The organism is Vagococcus sp. JNUCC 83, assembly GCF_053667615.1.
The window spans coordinates 1,353,064-1,371,660 of sequence record NZ_CM132204.1 but is presented as its reverse complement, the minus strand read 5'-3'; the positions used below and the strand labels follow the sequence as shown (position 1 = coordinate 1,371,660).

Here is an 18,597-nt window from a genome sequence, read left to right as displayed (position 1 = left end):
AGAAATCACTATGTCAAAATTATTAGAACGATTTATTAGCTATGTAAAATTAAATACCCGCTCAGATGCTTCTAGTCAGACGATTCCTACGACAAATACTCAAGTAGAATTTGCCATGATATTAAAAAAAGAGTTAGAAAAAATGGGATTGGATGCGATACATTATAATGAAAAAAATGGTTTTTTAACAGGTAAGTTACCCAAAAACACGACTAACAAATCAGTAGCTATAGGGTTTATTGCACATTTAGATACAGCAGATTTTAATGCAGAAAACATAGCGCCAAATATTTTTGAAAATTATGATGGTCAAGATGTTGTTTTAAATGATGAAAAAGAAATTGTGATGAAAGTCAGTGAATTTCCTAACTTAAATGATTATGTGGGACAAACATTGATAACAACCGACGGCACCACTCTTCTAGGCGCAGATGATAAAGCGGGCATTGTTGAAATATTAGAGATGCTAGATTATTTTATTGCTAATGAAGATATTGAGCATGGGGATATCTATGTAGCTTTTGGTCCAGATGAGGAAATAGGAACAGGCGCTGATTTATTTGATGTATCTTATTTTCCAGTAGAATATGCCTACACAATTGATAGTGGAAGGATAGGACACTTTGAATACGAAACATTTAATGCTGCTCAAGCTGTTATTCAAATTGATGGTACGAGTGTGCACCCTGGAACAGCATACGGCATGATGGTTAATGCTTTAAAAATTGCCATACAGATAGATGTAGCATTACCACAACTTGATGTACCTGAAAAAACAAAAGGGTATAAAGGGTTTTATTTATTGCATGATTTAGAAGGAAGCATAGACTCAGCAACAATGACTTATATTATTAGGGATCATGATTCTACACGGTTTAATGACAGAAAAATATATATTGAACGTTTAGTGAGAGAAATGAATAATACTCTTGATCGACCAAGAATTTCGCTAGAATTAACCGATCAGTATTACAATATGAAAGATATCATCGAAAAAGATATGAGAAGTGTGGATGTTGCTATTCAAGCGATGAAAAATCTAGATATTGAACCTATTATCACACCATTTAGAGGGGGAACAGATGGATCGAAAATCTCATTTATGGGGATTCCTACTCCAAACATTTTTACGGGTGGAGAAAACTTTCATGGGCAATATGAGTTCATTACTCTTGAATCAATGCAAACAGTCGCTAGGACACTAATTGAGATTGTTAAATTAAGTGAGTAAAAAGGAGGGGCTAACTATGTCTAAGATGTTATTAAGCTGTGTGCCATTATCATCTAGTCAAATCACCACAGTCTGTGAAATTGCGCCAACATTGAACATAGTTTCTTTAGAAGACGTTACAGAAAATGATTTACAAAAGGTGACAGTTATTTATGGGTGGTCAGATTCTTTACCTGACATAAACTCTCTACCAAATCTAAAATGGGTACAAACTTTGTCAGCTGGCGTTAATTATTTACCATTGGATGAGTTAAACCAAAGAAATATTATTGTCACCACAACGAGTGGAATTCATGGACATCAGATGACTGAAAGTGTACTAGGCATGTTGTTTAGTTATACGAGAAATATACGTGAGTCTATCTTAAAACAAGAAAGAAGCGCGTGGGGGATTGATACTACGGGGACTGATTTAGTTGGAAAACGAGTATTAATCTTTGGTACAGGAAGCATCGCCCAACAATTAGCAAAAACATTAGCAGTCTTTGATTGTGAAGTATTTGGGGTAAACCGTAGTGGTCGTAACGTTGAGAAGTTTAAAGAAACATTTGATTACAGTAAAGCACAAATCTTAATGGGTTCAATGGATATAATAATCAACTTAATGCCAGGGACAGCAGAGACTTATCACTATTTTAACGATACTGTTTTTTCTTTAATGAAAGAAGGGGTAATATTTATTAATATGGGACGAGGTAGTTCTGTTGACACGGTTTCTTTAATTAAGCATCTAAAAAAACGACAGATTGCTTTTGCTGCGCTTGATGTGTTTGAAGAAGAACCTTTACCTAAAAATAGTGAGTTGTGGAAACTAGAAAATGTATTGGTTACCCCTCACATTTCTGGAGCAACAGATAAATATAATGAGCGAGCATTTGGCATATTTGAGTATAATTTGGAACAATATGTTTCTGGTAATACGATGAGGAATAGTGTTGATTTAGAACAAGGATATTAGAATGCCATTTTATCTAGTATGATTAACATAAAAAAACAAGTGACTTATAGAATCACTTGTTTTTTTATGTTAATCATTTTTTACACACACAACTTCTGGAGCAAAAACATCTTTTTGTAAAAGTGTTAATAGACCAGTTTCTTTGTCTCGTTCAAAAAGCGTTAAGTTATCTGAATTTTGATTAGCTACAACTACAAAATTTTGATCATTTGAAAGATTAAAATCGCGAGGAAAGTCTCCTTCTACAGAAATCCATTGGAGTGTTTCCAAGGATTGCCCATCATCCGATACTCTGTATACAACGAGAGAATTGTGTCCTCTATTTGAAGCATATAAGAATTTGCCATCTTTAGAAATACGGATAGCAGCGCCACCATTAAATTCTGAAAAAGTGTCAGGTAAAGTAGAGATGGTTTGGATTTCTTTAAAGCTTCCTGTTTTGCTATCATATGTTAATACCAGTACATCACTTGATAATTCTCCAAATAAGTAAGCAATTGGTCTTTCAGGATGGAAAACTAGATGACGTGGTCCGGTTCTAGGGGTTGCAATAAATTTAGCGACCTCTGTCAATTTACCTTTGTTTGATACATCGTATGTGTATACCGTATCGTTTCCTAAATCACAAACGACTAATCGATTATCAGGTGTTAAATCGGCATAGTGAACATGAGGGCCATCTTGATTTTCATGAGGACCTTTCCCATCATCTTGTATTTTATCTGCTAACGACAATGAACCATCTTCAGCTAATTTGTAAGAGTATAGAATACCTTGATGATAATTTGCTCCGTATACAACATTGCGGTCATTATCAACTGCTACATAACAAGGTGGTGCTCCTTCAACCATCACGCGGTTGATTAAAGAGTACGAGCCGTTATTATTTTTTTTATAGCTAGCTACCCCACCTAAATCGTCATCTTTAGCCACTGAATATAAAATACCTTTATCAGAAACGTCTAAATAAGTTGGATTATCTTCCTTGATTAAGTGTGTTAAGTGAACGAGTTCTTTCTTTTCAGTATTTAATGTGATGCCATAAATACCTTCACTAATTCGTCGTGTGTATGAGCCTAATAAAAATTTTTCCAAATGTACTCATTCCTTTCAAATTGATAGATTAATTATAACATAAAATAAAAGTCACACACTTTTTGAATCATCACCACATTAAACGTTAAAATTAAATTAAAAAGTGCGTGTTATTTGCTCATTATTATATAATTTAGTGACTAAAAGTATAATTGACTACTATGAACAAACATAAGAAGGCTCTCATTAATAAAATATCACCAATTTTATGTTATATTGCCGTTTATAAAAAATATAATATATTATATTTTTGAATCTTTTCAACTATTTGTGCTAGCATTATATATAAGTTAAATGAAAATGTGAGAAAGGACCTATATTTTAACTAATCTTCTACAATTAAGCATACCCCTTGTTTCATCAACAACATATAGTACCCTCATTTGCTATATAGACCTATACCCATAATGACGTAAAATAAGCATTTTTAGATTATAAGGAGGATAAGATTTGAAAGAAAATTATCAACAAACATCTGACGAATTATTAAAAAAGTATCAAGTAAAAGAAAACCAAGGTTTATCTAACGAACAAATTTCCACATTAAGAAATGAGTATGGTGAAAATTCGTTTGATAAACAAAAAAAAGAATCATTTCTAAAGAAAATTATTCATCATTCTTTAGATGTTACTACTATTATATTATTAGTTGCGGCTATTATTTCTATTACAATTAACATTACGCAACCAGATGGGCATTTTTTAGAAGGAGCGATTATTATTTTAATCGTTATTTTAAATGCATTCCTTGGAGCCAACCAAGAAAGAAATGCCGAAAAATCACTAGAGTCATTACAAGCACTAACAAAACAGACCTGTACTGTTATTCGTAATGGAACAAAACAAATCATAGAATCAAGTGAACTAGTACCAGGTGATATTATTGAACTTGAAACAGGTGATGTTGTTCCAGCTGATGCAAGGTTACTTGAGAGTAATGAATTAAGTATTGATGAGTCACCTTTAACAGGAGAGAGTTTACCCTCTGAAAAAAATAGCGATATAACGTTTAAAGAGGAGACTAGTCTTGGTGACAGAGAGAATATGGTGTATTCAGGTTGTTTAGTTAATACAGGACGTGGATTAGCTATTGTAACTGAAACAGGAATGAAAACAGAGATGGGAAAAATTGCTTCGCTGTTATCCTCAGGAACGGTAGAAAAAACACCATTACAACATCGTTTAAATGCTTTAGGTAAAAAAATCAGTTACTTGGCATTAGCTGCTGCATTTGTAGTATTTGTTATTGGATTACTTCAAGGAGAACCGATTTTAGAGATGTTTATGACTGCTGTGTCACTAGCTGTCGCTGCGATACCAGAAACACTGATGGTGATTGTAACTGTTACCTTATCTGTTTCGGTACAAAAAATGGTCAAACGACACGCGATTATCCGTAAAATACCTGCAGTAGAGACATTGGGAAGTGCTTCAATTATTTGTTCTGATAAAACAGGGACACTAACACAAAATAAAATGACTGTAAAAGAAGTATGGACAGATGGCTATAATATTATAGATGTTGAAAATAGCATGACAGATGGGGCCATGAATGTTATAAAAATGGCTAGTCTATGCTCCAATGCAACGATACAAGAAACAGATGGTGTTGATGAGATTATAGGGGATGCTACAGAACAGGCGATTGTTAAAGTATTAGATGATAATGATATCAGAAAAAGTGAGTATGATTTAGAAAAACCAAGAATTACTGAAATTCCTTTTAATTCTAATAAAAAAATGATGACAACTGTTCAAAAAAATGGCGAAAATTATGTGTCGATTACCAAAGGATCATTTGATCATATCATTCCCCTTTGTAAAGATGGTGATTTTAAACAAGCTGCAGCGATTAATCGACGTTTTGGTAAAAAAGGCATGCGTGTGATCACCGTAGCATTTAAGTATTATGATGAATTACCAGATGTGTTGGATGAAGAAGAACTGGAAAAAGATCTAACATTATTGGGATTAATAGGTATTATTGATCCGCCTAGACCAGAAAGTAAAGCAGCAATTGAGAGAGCAAAAAAAGCAGGCATTCGTACTATTATGATTACGGGAGATCATATCGTGACTGCCTCAGCTATTGCAAAAGAGTTAGGTATTTTAAAATCAGAATCAGAAGCCTTAAGTGGAGATGAACTGTCATTGCTTAGTGATGAGGAATTAAAAGAAGAAGTGGTTAATTATAATGTCTATGCTAGAGTCAGCCCCGAAGATAAGATTAGGATTGTTAAAGCATGGCAGGCTAGAGGAGAAGTAGTTGCGATGACTGGAGATGGTGTAAATGATGCACCGGCACTTAATGCCTCAGATGTTGGATGTGCTATGGGAATATCTGGTACTGAAGTCGCTAAAGGTGCTTCAGATATGATTTTAACAGATGATAATTTTGCTACTATCATTGACGCAGTCGAAGAAGGACGAACAGCATATGCGAACATTCGAAAAGCAATTAATTTTTTATTAACAGCTAATATTTCGGAAGTTTTCATACTAACACTCGCTATTCTATTTGGATGGGGAGCCCCTGTTATGGCAATTCATTTATTGATTATCAATGTTGTTGCAGATGGACTTCCAGGATTTACTTTTGCCGTTGAAAAACCAGAGGACGGCTTTATGAATCAAAAACCTATTTCAAAAAATCAAAGCATTTTTGCGGATGGTTTAGGTAAGATAATAGGATGGAATGGTGTGATGTTTACGATTATTTCTCTTTTTGGCTACTTTATAGGGCGATTTGTTACAATATCAAACCAAGTAGGTCCTAGTCACGATGTTGCTCAAACAATGATTTTCTTAATTATTGGCTATTCATCGGTTATCCATGCATTTAATTGTCGCAGTAGTGAGTCCATTTTTAAGATAGGGTTCACATCGAATAAAAAAATGTTTCAGATGGTTTTACTCTCACTTACAATTTTAACAGTATTGACACTTGTTCCATTTTTACGTAATGCGTTATTCCTAGTTCCACTGGCACCTATTCATTGGATCATTGTCATTATCCTTTCAATATTGCCGTTATTTGTGACTGAACTTGTGAAATTACATTTTAGAAGAGATGAGTAATTGATTTTTTACCTTTTTATTTGTTGCATTGTATAGTAAGATGTTTCTTGAAGGCAATATGTAACAAAGAAAGAGTTAGGTAGATAATGAAAAAAAATAAGCATGTTAAATCAAGTCATAAAAATAATGTTCAATCAACGCAATTTACAGTGAATGAAGAGTCCGAATTATTACCTTTTTTATTAACGCATATTAATAAAAGTCGAAATTCCGTTAAATCTATTTTAACAAGAGGTCAAGTATCAGTTAATGATAAACCAACAACTAAACATAATGAAAAACTAACAGTGGGTGATATAGTTAGTATTCAAAGTAATGAATCGCTTATCAAAGAAAAGGCACTGATTGGATTGTCTGTGATGTATGAGGATGATGATATTATTGTCATAGATAAAGAAGCAGGACTACTTTCTGTGGCTACAGATAAGGGAAATGAACCGACTGCACATAATCAGTTGATGGGATATGTGAAACGAGATCATCAAAAAAATCGAGTGTATATTGTTCATAGACTAGATAAAGACACGTCCGGTGTAATGTTATTTGCTAAAACAGAACCTGTGAAGCATAAGCTACAAGAAACTTGGAAAGATTCCGTTCAAGAAAGAGTGTATACTGCTTTAGTTGAAGGAAAAGTTAGAAAAGAAAAAGGTTCGATTACATCTTGGCTAACTGAAAGCAAAACGTTTAAAGTTTATTCAAGTCCCCATGATAATGGAGGTAAAAAAGCTATCACACATTATAACGTAATACGTCAAAATAATGATTATAGTTTACTTGAGGTGGCTTTAGAAACAGGTCGTAAAAATCAAATTAGGGTTCATATGGAAAGTATAGGACATCCGATTGTTGGAGATAAAAAATATGGGGCAACGAGTAATCCGTTAAAGAGATTAGGTTTGCATGCAACAACACTAGTTTTTGCCCACCCGACTACTGGTAAAAAAATGGTATTTAAATCAAAAGTACCAAAATCTTTTATAAAGAAAACAAAGAACTAGGAGCCAACTGCTCTCTAGTTCTTTTTGTTAACTTAAATTGTTTTTTGCTTTAGTAGGTAGGTCGCTTTTTTGGACTTCTTCCCAACTAAGAACACCTTTGATGTCATTTACCTTTATTTTTAAGTAGGCATTTTCTTTTAGAGGTTTGTCTTTGTAAACGTCAAATTCGATATTTTTTTCTTTTCCTTCTTTGTCGAAGCTAGGTAAGTCATAGGTATAAATCGATCCTTGTTTAATACCACTGTTATCGGTAGCATCATTTGTTGAAATAGGATTCTGTGTAATTTTTGCATAGTAATACGTTCCACCTTGATATTTATGATATAAATACATCGGTGTACCAATAAAAGCAATTAAAATAATAGCAGAAATAACTCTTTTATAATGTGCCATGTAATAGTCCTCCTCTTTATTTCATCTCATATTATAAATAAATAAAAGTTATTGAAAACGACTCTGTAGATGGATGTTTACCTCATTCTTTAGACTGACATAGTTAACCGGGAAAAAAGTATCTTAAAATTAAAAAAAAATGAGAAAAAAGATTGACATCACATAATAAATTAAGATATACTACGATTATAAATTTTAGATTGTGAGGAACTTGATATGATTAACAAACATCAGAACCCAACACAACTGAATAATTTTTACTTTAGCTACTTTAGATAGTGTTTGTAGACATGTATAACATGGATGCAAACCGGAAAAGTTTGTATCTATGGGGCTAAGGAATTTTAATGAGCAACTTTCGCCACATAGATTGTTAAAATAATCTAAGTGGCTTTTATATTTTTTAGATAGTGTAAGGTCTATCTATTTGAAGCATTGGCTTAGATTGTTTTATCTAGCCAGTGCTTTTTTTGTGGTCTTAAGTTGTAGAATAGAAAAAATGGAGGAAGAACAAATGAAAAAAAATGTATTAAGAGGATTAGTAGGATTAGTAGCACTAGGTTTATTAGTAGGATGTGGCAATAAAGAAAGCAGTTCTGATGATGGTATGAAAAAGGTTGGCATACTTCAATATATGGAACATAAATCTTTAGATAAGGCGCAAGAGGGATTCATAGCAGAGTTAAAAGAGGCAGGATATGAGGATGGGAAAAATATCAAAATAGATTCACTTAATTCTCAAGGGGATCAAGCGAATTTAAAAAGTATGAGTGAAAAATTAGTTAAAGAAAAAAGTGATGTGATATTAACAATAGCAACACCAGCAGCTATTTCAGTTGCGACAGAAACGACAGATATACCGATTGTATTTACCGCAGTAACAGATGCTGTATCAGCAGGACTTGTGGAAAGTAATGAAAAACCAGGTAAAAATATAACAGGAACTAGTGACATGGTTCCAATCGATAAACAAACGAATCTTTTGCTATCAATTGTGCCAGACGCTAAAACGATAGGAATCATTTATAACTCAAGCGAAGAAAATTCAGTGATTCAAGCTAAATTAGCCAAAAAAGCAATCGAGAAAAAAGGCGTTAAAGTGAAAGAATCAACCGTTACATCAACAAATGATGTTCAACAAGTGATGACTGCTTTAGCAGGTGAAGTGGATGGGGTTTATATTCCAACTGATAATACGTTGGCTAACACAATGTCCACAGTTGGAGAAATTGCTAAAAATAAAAAGTTACCAATTGTCACAGGGGCTGCAGAGGATACAAAAGTTGGGGGATTGGCAACTTACGGGATAGATTATGATAAATTAGGACGTCAAACTGGAAAACTAGCCGTTAAAATTTTAAAAGGTGAAGCAAAACCAGCTGATTTAGCCGTTGAAACTTCCAAAGATTTAGAGTTAGTTGTTAATAAAGAGATGGCTGAAGCATTGGGGATTGACCCAACAACAATAAAATAAGACAAAGACAAGTGGAGTGATGTGTGATGGATATAATAATTTCAAGTGTTTCTCAAGGTTTTTTATGGTCAATTATGGCCATTGGTGTTTATTTAACTTATCGAATTTTAGATGTAGCGGATTTGACAGCAGAGGCAAGTTTTCCATTGGGAGCAGCTATTAGTGCTAGTCAAATTGTATCAGGAACCAGTCCGTTAATTGCAACATTAATGGGACTGGGTGGTGGCCTATTAGCAGGACTTGTTTCGGGATTATTGCATACGAAACTTAAAATACCAGCATTACTTGCCGGAATTTTAACAATGACGGGATTGTATTCTATTAATTTAAGAATTATGGGACAGGCGAATGTGTCATTGTTAGGTAAAAAAACTGTCATGCTTTTTTTTAATGAATTAGGAATGACGAACCAAATGGCAACTTTAATCGTTGGGATAATTGCTTCTGCTATTGTCATTTTGTTTTTATTTTTATTTTTTAGAACGGCGATTGGTTTAGCAATACATGCTACTGGGGATAATATTGCAATGAGTGAGGCAAACGGAATTAATACTGATACTATGAAAATTATTGGGTACATGATTTCTAATGGATTGATTGCTTTATCAGGAGCATTGATGGCTCAGAGTAACGGTTATGCAGATATTAGTATGGGGATTGGAACAATTGTTATAGGTTTAGCTTCTGTCATTATCAGTGAAGTATTATTTAAAGATGTGAGTTTTGTTAAGCGATTATGTTTAATTATTTTAGGATCAATTGTTTATCGATTTATTATTTCTCTTGTCTTATATTTAGGTGTGGCGCCAACAGATTTAAAACTATTTTCAGCGATTGTTCTAACCATTTGTTTGTCATCTCCGTTAATAAAAAATAAATTTAATAAAAAAAAAATCAGCAATGACTAGGAGGAATCATTATGTCAGAAACTTTAGTATTAAAAGATATACATAAAAGCTTTGAAGTAGGAACAGTCAATGAACATCATGTCTTAAGAGGTGTGAATTTAGTTTTAAACGATGGTGATTTTGTCACAGTGATTGGTGGAAATGGAGCCGGAAAATCAACCTTATTGAACTGCATTGCTGGTAATATAGCAGTGGACTCTGGACATATTTTGTTAGACGGAGATGATGTTACTACACAAAAAACAGAAAAAAGAGCAGCACACATAGGCAGAGTGTTTCAAGATCCAAGAATGGGCACAGCAACAAGATTAAGTATTGAAGAAAACTTATCTATTGCATATTCTCGAGGTAAAAAAAGAGGATTGTCTTTAGGTGTAACAGATGCTCAAAGAGAAGAATTTAGAAAGCAATTAGTAAGATTAGACTTAGGATTAGAAAATCGGTTAAAAAAAGAAGTTGGATTATTATCAGGAGGACAAAGACAGGCATTGACTCTTTTGATGGCAACGTTAGTTAAACCGAAATTATTATTACTAGATGAACATACAGCAGCTCTAGATCCAAAAGCAAGTCAATCAGTACTATCATTAACAGATAAAATGGTACGTGAAGATCATTTAACAGCATTGATGATTACACATAATATGGAGGATGCTATAAAATATGGTAATCGATTGGTAATGCTTCATGAAGGAAAAATTGTAGTAGATATTAGTGAAGATGAGAAAGCTGGATTAAACGTTCAAGATTTAATGGATTTATTCCAAAAAAATAGCGGCACAGCTTTGACAGATGATGCACTGATTTTATCTTAATGTCAATTAATGAAAACCTCAAATCATTTTGATTTGAGGTTTTTTGTTCGTGAATTTTTTTAAGAATTTAGTTGTGATAAAAGTTCTATTTAAACGATTTAAAATGAAATAATGTTAGTTAAATTGATTTAAAAAGGGTTTGTTTAATGTTATAATTTTCACAAAACAGTTGTGAAATCGTTATTTTATGATATAGTAGTTACTAAGGTAGCTACTAAAAAAGAGGTTGAAAAAATTATGGAAACAATAATACAAATAATGAAAAAATATCATTTTTCTGAAATGGAAACTTTAGTTTACACCACATTGTTAGAGCAAGATAAGCTAACTGGTTATGAAATAAGTAAACAATCTGGTGTACCACGTTCAAAAGTCTATAATATTTTAGAAAAGTTATTAAAAAAGAATTTAGTTATTGTGAATAAATCAGAACCAAAGTTGTATCGAGCAATATCTTCAGATGAATTTATTGAACGATTAGAAAAAGATGTCAAAAAAGATTTAACTGTGTTGGATAAACAGTTGGGTGAGATAAAAGAAGCAGAAGAAGAAGAGTTACTATGGAAAATTGATGGGTATTCTCATGTTTTAGAAAAAGTAGAGCATTTAATCAAGCATTCTAAAAAAAGTTTATTGGTTCAAATATGGAAACAAGATATCAGTAGTGAGCTATTATTTTTATTACAAGAAGCTGAGAAACGATTGGAAGAGTGTGTCATTATTTTATTTGATAAAGAACATCGTTACGATTTGCCATTAAATCATTATTATAAACATGGTTTCGAAGAAGAAAAATTAAATGATTTCGGCTCACGTTGGATTAATATTGTGCGTGATGAAAAAGAAGTTGTATTTGGAACGTTATCAGAAGAATCAATGCAAACAGATGTGACTTGGACAAAAAACAACGCGATGGTTAGTTTATCAAAAGAATACATTAAACATGATGCTTATACACTTAAAATTATTGAAGAATTACCACAAGAATTACGTAGTCAATATGGTCACGAATTTCAAAAAGTGCGTTCAATATTTAAGGGGGAATAATCATGGTCAGAACAGTTTTGTTAACATTAATTATATTAGTCAATGGGTTTTTCGCTTTTACGTTTGTGAAAGATTTAATGAGTCATAAAGAAGAATTTAAAGAAGAAAAGGCAAATGTTAAATGGTTACCATTTACATCGTTTATTATGTTTTTCTTATCGACATTTGGCATTTCGGATTTTGCAATAGGAACAGTATTATATCCTAAATTAGGCTGGGTAAACATGAAAAAATTGCCAGGGACACTAAATACACAATGTGTCATCCCTGTAGCAGCAATGGCATTGTCATATATTTCAGGAGTCAATGTGGGAATTAAAACATTAGCGATTTGTATCATTGCACAAGTTATTGGTGCTTATATCGGACCAAAATTTGTTGTTAAATTACCTGAAGATACGATAAAAAAATTCGTTGGTGTGGGACTAATTATTGCAGCATTCTTAATTTTTGCTGGACAAGTAAATTGGATTCAATCAAATGGAACAGCCACAGAATTATATGGTGGTAAACTGATACTAGCAGCCTTTTTACTTTTTGTGTATGGTGCTTTAAATAATATCGGTATTGGTTCATATGCGTTAACCATGGTTACTGTTTATTTATTAGGTATGGATCCAATTGCCGCTTTTCCAATTATGATGGGAGCTTGTACATTCTCTGTACCAATTGGGAGTGTTCAATTTATTAAATTTGGCGAATACAGTCGAAAAATCACACTATTTACTTCAATATTTGGTGTTTTAGGGGTATTAGTCGCAGTTTTTCTAGTTAAATCATTAAATACTTATATGTTGAAATGGGTTGTAATCTTTGTACTACTTTATAGTTCATATTCAATGTTAGCTGCACAACTTAAAAAAGGATCACAAACAGTTTAAGGGGGAAAAGAATATGTTATTTTTGAAAAAAGAAGAGATTGAAAAATGTTTTAATATGAGAGATGCAATGGATGCTTCGCTTGAGGCATTAAAAATCTATTCAGAAGGTCGCGCGACTATTCCATTAAGAACAAATATACCTGTGCCAAACGCAGAGGGACAAAGTCTTTATATGCCAGGGTATGTTGAGTGTGATAGTGGCAAAGACGCTTTGGGAGTCAAAATTGTATCTGTTTACCCAAAAAATATCGAGAAAAATATTCCAAGTGTGCCAGCAACGATGGTCGTTCTTGATGCTGAAACAGGAATAGTGAATGCGATGCTTGATGGCACCTACTTAACACAATTAAGAACAGGAGCTGTTCAAGGAGCGGCAACAGAACTTTTAGCAAGGAAAGATGCTAAAATTGGTGCACTGATTGGAACGGGTGGTCAAGCAGAAGGTCAACTATGGGCTATGCTAACTGCTAGAGATTTAACAGAAGTAAGAATTTTCGATATTGATTTTGATAGAGCCTCTGCATTTGCAAAAGAAATGTCAGAAAAATTTAATGTTAAAACAATCCCAACTCAAACGGCTAAAGAATGTGTAGAAGGAGCAGATATCATCACAAGTGTGACAACATCTAAACGTCCGACATTCTCTAGTGACTGGGTGAAAAAAGGAGCTCACATAAATGGTGTTGGGGCGTATACTCATGACATGTGTGAAATTCCAAGAGAAATTATCAAAGCATCTGATTTAGTTATTTTCGATACAATGGATGGCGTGCTACAAGAAGCAGGAGATTTCATGCAGCCACTAGAAGATGGTTATGTATCAAAAGACAAATATGCAGGTGAATTAGGAGAACTTGGGTTAGGCAAGTTACAAGGCAGAGAAAAAGATGAAGACATCACTATCTTTAAAACAGTGGGATCAGCTGTATTGGATGTTTATGTCGCACAAAAAATGGTTGAACAAGCCAAAGAACAAAATATTGGGTTAACTGTATAATCATAAAAAATCAATCACAGTTGTGGTTGATTTTTTATTTAGTGCATTTATATGATTATAAAAAAATTTTTAAGATTACTAGAATGGTAAAAATAAAACAATTGTGCTAGTAATTTCGATAAAACGTGTTACACTAATAAAGCTAAAATAAAGAAAATAAGGAATTAACTTATTTTATAAAGGATGTTAACATGTCAGAAAATAAATTTAATCTATTTGGGATAGATCAGTCAATCATTGAAGCATTGGACGTATTAGGGTATAATGCGCCAACTGATGTCCAAAAAGAAGTCGTACCTTTGTTGCTAGAACAAAAGGATATTGTTGTTCAATCACAAACAGGTAGCGGCAAAACAGCGGCTTTTGGGATTCCTGTTTGCAATAGTGTGGAGTGGGAAGAACGTTATCCTCAAGTGATAATCTTAACGCCAACGAGAGAGTTAGCCACACAAATTCAAGATGAATTATTTAATATTGGACGATACAAGCGATTAAAAGTCGTGAGTTTATTTGGAAAAAGTTCTTATCAAATGCAAGTGAAACAACTGAAACAGCGCACACACATTGTTGTCGCTACTCCTGGTCGGTTGTATGATCATATCATGCAAAAAACCATTAATTTAAGTCGGATTAATCAAGTTATTATAGACGAAGCAGATGAAATGTTTGCGATGGGATTTATTGAGCAATTAGATCAAATTATGCCACGATTGCCTAAAAATCGGACGACTGCCTTGTTCTCAGCGACTATGCCTGATGCGGTTAAACGATTATCTAAAAAATACATGGAAAATCCAGTGTATGTGGAAATAAAAAAAACTGATGATCATAAGAAAAGAATTTCTCAGTATTATCAATGGGTCGCAGATGATGAAAAACTAGCTCAATTTAAAGACACACTAATTGTTGAAAACCCCGAAACAAGTATTATTTTTTGTAATACAAAAGTCATGGTTGAGGAGTTAACAAAACAGTTAAAACTATTAGGTGTTAACTGTGAAATGTTACATGGTGGCATGGAGCAACGAGATAGAACACGAGTGATTAAAGATTATAAACGTGGCTATATTCACTGCTTAGTTGCAACCGATGTTGCAGCTCGTGGGATTGATGTGTCTGATATCAAACTCGTTGTGAATTATGATATCCCTGACAAAGTGGAAACTTATACGCATCGTATTGGACGAACAGCGCGTTTTGAAAAAAGTGGTAAGGCTATTTCATTTATTAACTCTAAGGATAAATCATCTTTTAAAGCAATAATGGCTAAAGAGGGTGAGAGCCTTGAAGAGATGAGACGACCAAATCGTGAACAAGTTAAAGAAATGACACGCCCATTTTTAGATAGACAATTAGAGTCTCCAAAGCTTAGAAAAGAAAAAAGCCTATCCTTTAATGAGGATATTATGAAGATCCATATTAATGCTGGAAAAAAACAAAAAATGCGTGCGGGTGATATTGTCGGCGCACTATGTCAAATTGACGGTATGACTGCAGATGATATCGGGGTGATTGATTTACTTGATATCTCAACATTTGTTGACATATTAAATGGCAAGGGTGATTTAGTGTTACAGACACTACAAACAAAGCCAATCAAAGGACGTTTAAGAAAAGTCAATAAGTCAAATGTCACCAAATATGAACAAGACTTACAAAAGTATCACCAATAAAAGAGTTTTTTAAGAACTCTTTTTTCTTTTTGCATATATTGTAATAAGGAAGGTGTGATAACATGTTATCTAGTTATATTGTATTATTTTTTCTAGGAGCTAGTTTGGCTTCTTTTTTTGTTTTAGTTGGTCAACGCACAAGAGAAGGTCAGTCAATTGTACTACCAAAATCACATTGCAGTGTTTGTAGGCATGAGCTTTCATGGTACGAACTGGTTCCTGTATTTTCTTTTCTATTTTTAAAAGGAACGTGTTTATTTTGTTTTTCAACGATTCCTAGTCAAAGTATGTGTTGGGAAGTTGTTTCAGGGTTACTATTCGTCTTATTATGTTGTTCGTTGGAAAGTTTAAGTCTATTTATTGGTTTAAATGTGTTATGGTTTATAAGTGTTGTAGTGATTAATTACAAAATATAAAACTGGGCTCTTAACTGGTTCTTAGTGAAAATATCCAATAATAATAGTAAAAAAACAGTTGATTGGATGATTTTTTTCTGAAATTACAGTATACTATCATAGGATAAACTAAGGAGAGTAAAACACATGGCTCAATTATTTTTTAAATACGGTGCAATGAATAGTGGGAAAACAATTGAAATTTTAAAAGTTGCTCACAATTATGAAGAACAAGACAAGCCTGTTGTATTAATGACAAGCGGTTTGGATACGCGAGATGATATAGGAATTGTCTCCAGTCGAATAGGTTTAAGACGTGAAGCAATCCCTATTTTTCATGAAACAGACGTGTTTAATATTATTGATAAAATGGCGACTAAACCTTATTGCATTTTAGTAGACGAGTCACAATTTTTAGAAAAAAAGCATGTGATTCAGTTTGCTCAGGTAGTCGATGAACTTGATATACCGGTCATGGCATTTGGTTTGAAAAATGATTTTAAAAATGAGTTGTTTGAGGGCTCTAAATATTTGTTATTATATGCAGATAAAATTGAAGAATTAAAAACAATTTGTTGGTTTTGTCATAAAAAAGCGACAATGAATTTAAGAATGGATAATGATAAGCCTGTCTATACAGGAGAACAAATTCAAATAGGTGGAAATGAAGCATATTATCCAGTATGTCGTAAGCACTATATTAATCCACCATTGTCAAATTGAAAGGATGAAGAAAATGTTTGATCAACTACAAGCTATTGAAGATCGTTATGAAGAATTAGCAGAGTTACTAAGTGATCCAGATGTCGTAAATGACACAAAACGCTTCATGGAATTATCAAAAGAAGAGGCAAATACACGTGAAACGGTAGAAGTTTATCGTCGATATAAAGAAGTTACAGAAGGTATTTCTGATACGGAAGAATTATTAGGTGAAAAACTTGATGATGATATGCAAGAGATGGCCAAAGAAGAATTATCAGAATTAAAAGCTGAAAAAGAAGAAATAGAAGAGCGTATTAAAATTCTTTTATTACCTAAAGACCCTAATGATGATAAAAATATTATCTTGGAAATTCGTGGAGCTGCAGGTGGGGATGAAGCGGCATTGTTTGCTGGGGATTTATTTGAGATGTATCAAAGTTACTCCCAAAATCAAGGCTGGACATTTGAAGTGATGGATGCCAATGTAACGGATATCGGTGGCTACAAAGAAGTCACAGTGATGATTACAGGTGATAGTGTGTTTTCTAAATTGAAATATGAAAGTGGTGCACATCGTGTGCAGCGTGTTCCATCAACTGAATCTCAAGGCCGTGTGCATACATCAACAGCAACAGTTGTGGTATTACCTGAAGCTGAAGAGGTCGAACTAGATTTAGAGGACAAAGACATCCGCGTAGATATCTATCATGCCAGTGGAGCTGGTGGTCAGCATGTAAATAAAACAGCATCTGCTGTTCGTTTGACACATATTCCTACTGGGATCGTTGTAGCTATGCAAGATGAGCGCTCTCAGCTTAAAAATAGAGATAAAGCGATGAAGGTACTACGTGCTAGAGTTTATGACCAACTTCAACAAGAAAGTCGTAGTGAATATGATGCGAACCGTAAATCTGCTGTTGGTACAGGAGACCGTTCAGAACGTATCCGTACATATAATTTCCCACAAAACCGTGTCACAGATCATCGAATTGGTTTGACAATTCAAAAATTAGACCAAATATTAGCTGGAAAATTAGACGAAATTGTGGATGCTTTGATTATTTACGATCAAACAGCTCAATTGGAGAAACTAAATGGATAAGCCAGTCACTTATTTTGAAGTCCTGAAATGGGCTTCTTCTTTTTTAGAAGAACGTGGGAAAGATGTTTCAATTGCCGAATACTTATTGTTAGAATACAATCAATGGACTAAGACTGAGTTATTAGGACATTTTCGTAAAGAAGTTCCTAGTGAGTTATTAGAAAGATTAAATAACGATTTAGAAAAAATCAGCAAAGATTATCCACCACAATATTTGATAGGGTCTTGTGAGTTTTATGGAGAACGTTTTTTTGTTTCGGAGGCTACTTTGATACCTAGACCAGAAACAGAAGAATTGGTTGAATTATGTCTAAAAGAAAATGATATGACTGAAAAAAAAGTAGTGGATATTGGAACTGGTACAGGAGTTATAGCAATAACCTTGAAAAAAAATCGACCCAATTGGCAAGTTAAGGCTGTGGATTTATCAGTTAATGCATTAAATGTAGCCAGAAAAAATGCAACATCATTAGATGTAGCGATAGATTTTTATTTAGGGGACACATTAAAACCTGTTTGTGATGAGACGTTTGATATTATCGTGTCGAATCCACCGTACATTAGTCAAGATGAGTGGTGTGAGATGGATATATCTGTGAGAGAACATGAACCTAAGATGGCCCTATTTGCTGATAAAAATGGGCTTGCTATTTATGAACAAATTGCCATGGAAGCTAAGAATAGGCTAAATGAGGACGGAAAAATTTACTTGGAAATTGGATACAGACAAGGAGAAAGTGTGTCTCAAATTTTTCAGAGGGAATTTCCTCAAAAAACCGTTGAAGTGGTACAAGATATGTCAGGTCATGACCGTATGATTAAAGTTTATTAAAAGGAAGTGTAA

The 18,597-nt window shown here is 33.5% G+C and carries 17 protein-coding genes; 15 read left to right on the top strand and 2 right to left on the bottom strand.

The window, feature by feature from the left end; genetic code table 11:
• The first annotated feature begins 10 nt into the window (after positions 1 to 10).
• Together pepT and JNUCC83_RS06620 are read left to right on the top strand one after the other, a co-directional pair.
• Positions 11 to 1,231 (top strand): peptidase T, encoded by a 1,221-nt coding sequence (pepT, locus tag JNUCC83_RS06625; protein WP_454459270.1) that lies wholly within the window; start codon positions 11 to 13, stop codon positions 1,229 to 1,231.
• 16 nt (positions 1,232 to 1,247) lie between these two features.
• Positions 1,248 to 2,189, top strand: a complete 942-nt coding sequence (locus JNUCC83_RS06620; RefSeq protein WP_454459269.1) for an NAD(P)-dependent oxidoreductase — start codon at positions 1,248 to 1,250, stop codon at positions 2,187 to 2,189.
• 69 nt (positions 2,190 to 2,258) lie between these two features.
• Here JNUCC83_RS06620 and JNUCC83_RS06615 read toward each other — a convergent pair whose 3' ends face one another.
• Entirely contained in the window at positions 2,259 to 3,284 is a 1,026-nt protein-coding gene (locus JNUCC83_RS06615) for a lactonase family protein (protein ID WP_454459268.1), read from the bottom strand.
• A gap of 450 nt (positions 3,285 to 3,734) precedes the next feature.
• Between JNUCC83_RS06615 and JNUCC83_RS06610 the strand changes: the two genes are divergently transcribed.
• Together JNUCC83_RS06610 and JNUCC83_RS06605 are read left to right on the top strand one after the other, a co-directional pair.
• On the top strand, positions 3,735 to 6,362 hold the full coding sequence (locus JNUCC83_RS06610; RefSeq protein ID WP_454459267.1) for a cation-translocating P-type ATPase: 2,628 nt from the start codon (positions 3,735 to 3,737) through the stop codon (positions 6,360 to 6,362).
• Between the two features lie 86 nt (positions 6,363 to 6,448).
• The gene (locus tag JNUCC83_RS06605; protein ID WP_454459266.1) at positions 6,449 to 7,363 is read left to right on the top strand and encodes an RluA family pseudouridine synthase; all 915 of its coding nucleotides are present in this window, start codon (positions 6,449 to 6,451) and stop codon (positions 7,361 to 7,363) included.
• Between the two features lie 27 nt (positions 7,364 to 7,390).
• On the opposite strand, the gene JNUCC83_RS06600 is transcribed toward JNUCC83_RS06605, so the two are convergent.
• Positions 7,391 to 7,756 carry a YxeA family protein gene (locus JNUCC83_RS06600; RefSeq protein ID WP_454459265.1) on the bottom strand — a complete coding sequence of 122 codons (366 nt, stop codon included), beginning with the start codon at positions 7,754 to 7,756 and terminating at the stop codon, positions 7,391 to 7,393.
• 514 nt (positions 7,757 to 8,270) lie between these two features.
• Here JNUCC83_RS06600 and JNUCC83_RS06595 point away from each other — a divergent pair.
• The 11 genes from JNUCC83_RS06595 to prmC all read left to right on the top strand — a co-directional run bounded on the left by JNUCC83_RS06595 (position 8,271) and on the right by prmC (position 18,585).
• Positions 8,271 to 9,230 (top strand): ABC transporter substrate binding protein, encoded by a 960-nt coding sequence (locus tag JNUCC83_RS06595; protein WP_454459264.1) that lies wholly within the window; start codon positions 8,271 to 8,273, stop codon positions 9,228 to 9,230.
• Positions 9,231 to 9,256: 26 nt separating this feature from the next.
• On the top strand, positions 9,257 to 10,138 hold the full coding sequence (locus JNUCC83_RS06590; RefSeq protein WP_454459263.1) for an ABC transporter permease: 882 nt from the start codon (positions 9,257 to 9,259) through the stop codon (positions 10,136 to 10,138).
• A gap of 11 nt (positions 10,139 to 10,149) precedes the next feature.
• On the top strand, positions 10,150 to 10,953 hold the full coding sequence (locus JNUCC83_RS06585; RefSeq protein WP_454459262.1) for an ABC transporter ATP-binding protein: 804 nt from the start codon (positions 10,150 to 10,152) through the stop codon (positions 10,951 to 10,953).
• Positions 10,954 to 11,190: 237 nt separating this feature from the next.
• Positions 11,191 to 12,000: a TrmB family transcriptional regulator gene (locus JNUCC83_RS06580; RefSeq protein WP_454459261.1), complete on the top strand. Its 810-nt coding sequence runs from the start codon at positions 11,191 to 11,193 to the stop codon at positions 11,998 to 12,000.
• Between the two features lie 2 nt (positions 12,001 to 12,002).
• A complete protein-coding gene (locus JNUCC83_RS06575; protein ID WP_454459260.1) occupies positions 12,003 to 12,881 on the top strand; it encodes a sulfite exporter TauE/SafE family protein in 879 nt (292 codons plus the stop codon).
• Positions 12,882 to 12,894: 13 nt separating this feature from the next.
• Positions 12,895 to 13,878, top strand: a complete 984-nt coding sequence (locus JNUCC83_RS06570) for an ornithine cyclodeaminase family protein (RefSeq protein ID WP_454459259.1) — start codon at positions 12,895 to 12,897, stop codon at positions 13,876 to 13,878.
• Between the two features lie 191 nt (positions 13,879 to 14,069).
• Complete coding sequence (locus JNUCC83_RS06565; protein ID WP_454459258.1) at positions 14,070 to 15,551, top strand: DEAD/DEAH box helicase; 1,482 nt, start codon at positions 14,070 to 14,072, stop codon at positions 15,549 to 15,551.
• 62 nt (positions 15,552 to 15,613) lie between these two features.
• Entirely contained in the window at positions 15,614 to 15,967 is a 354-nt protein-coding gene (locus tag JNUCC83_RS06560; RefSeq protein ID WP_454459257.1) for a prepilin peptidase, read from the top strand.
• 126 nt (positions 15,968 to 16,093) lie between these two features.
• A complete protein-coding gene (locus JNUCC83_RS06555; RefSeq protein ID WP_454459256.1) occupies positions 16,094 to 16,669 on the top strand; it encodes a thymidine kinase in 576 nt (191 codons plus the stop codon).
• 13 nt (positions 16,670 to 16,682) lie between these two features.
• Entirely contained in the window at positions 16,683 to 17,753 is a 1,071-nt protein-coding gene (prfA, locus tag JNUCC83_RS06550; RefSeq protein ID WP_454459255.1) for a peptide chain release factor 1, read from the top strand.
• Complete coding sequence (gene prmC, locus JNUCC83_RS06545) at positions 17,746 to 18,585, top strand: peptide chain release factor N(5)-glutamine methyltransferase (protein WP_454459254.1); 840 nt, start codon at positions 17,746 to 17,748, stop codon at positions 18,583 to 18,585. The genes prfA and prmC overlap by 8 nt, the downstream gene beginning before the upstream one ends.
• Positions 18,586 to 18,597: the final 12 nt, after the last annotated feature.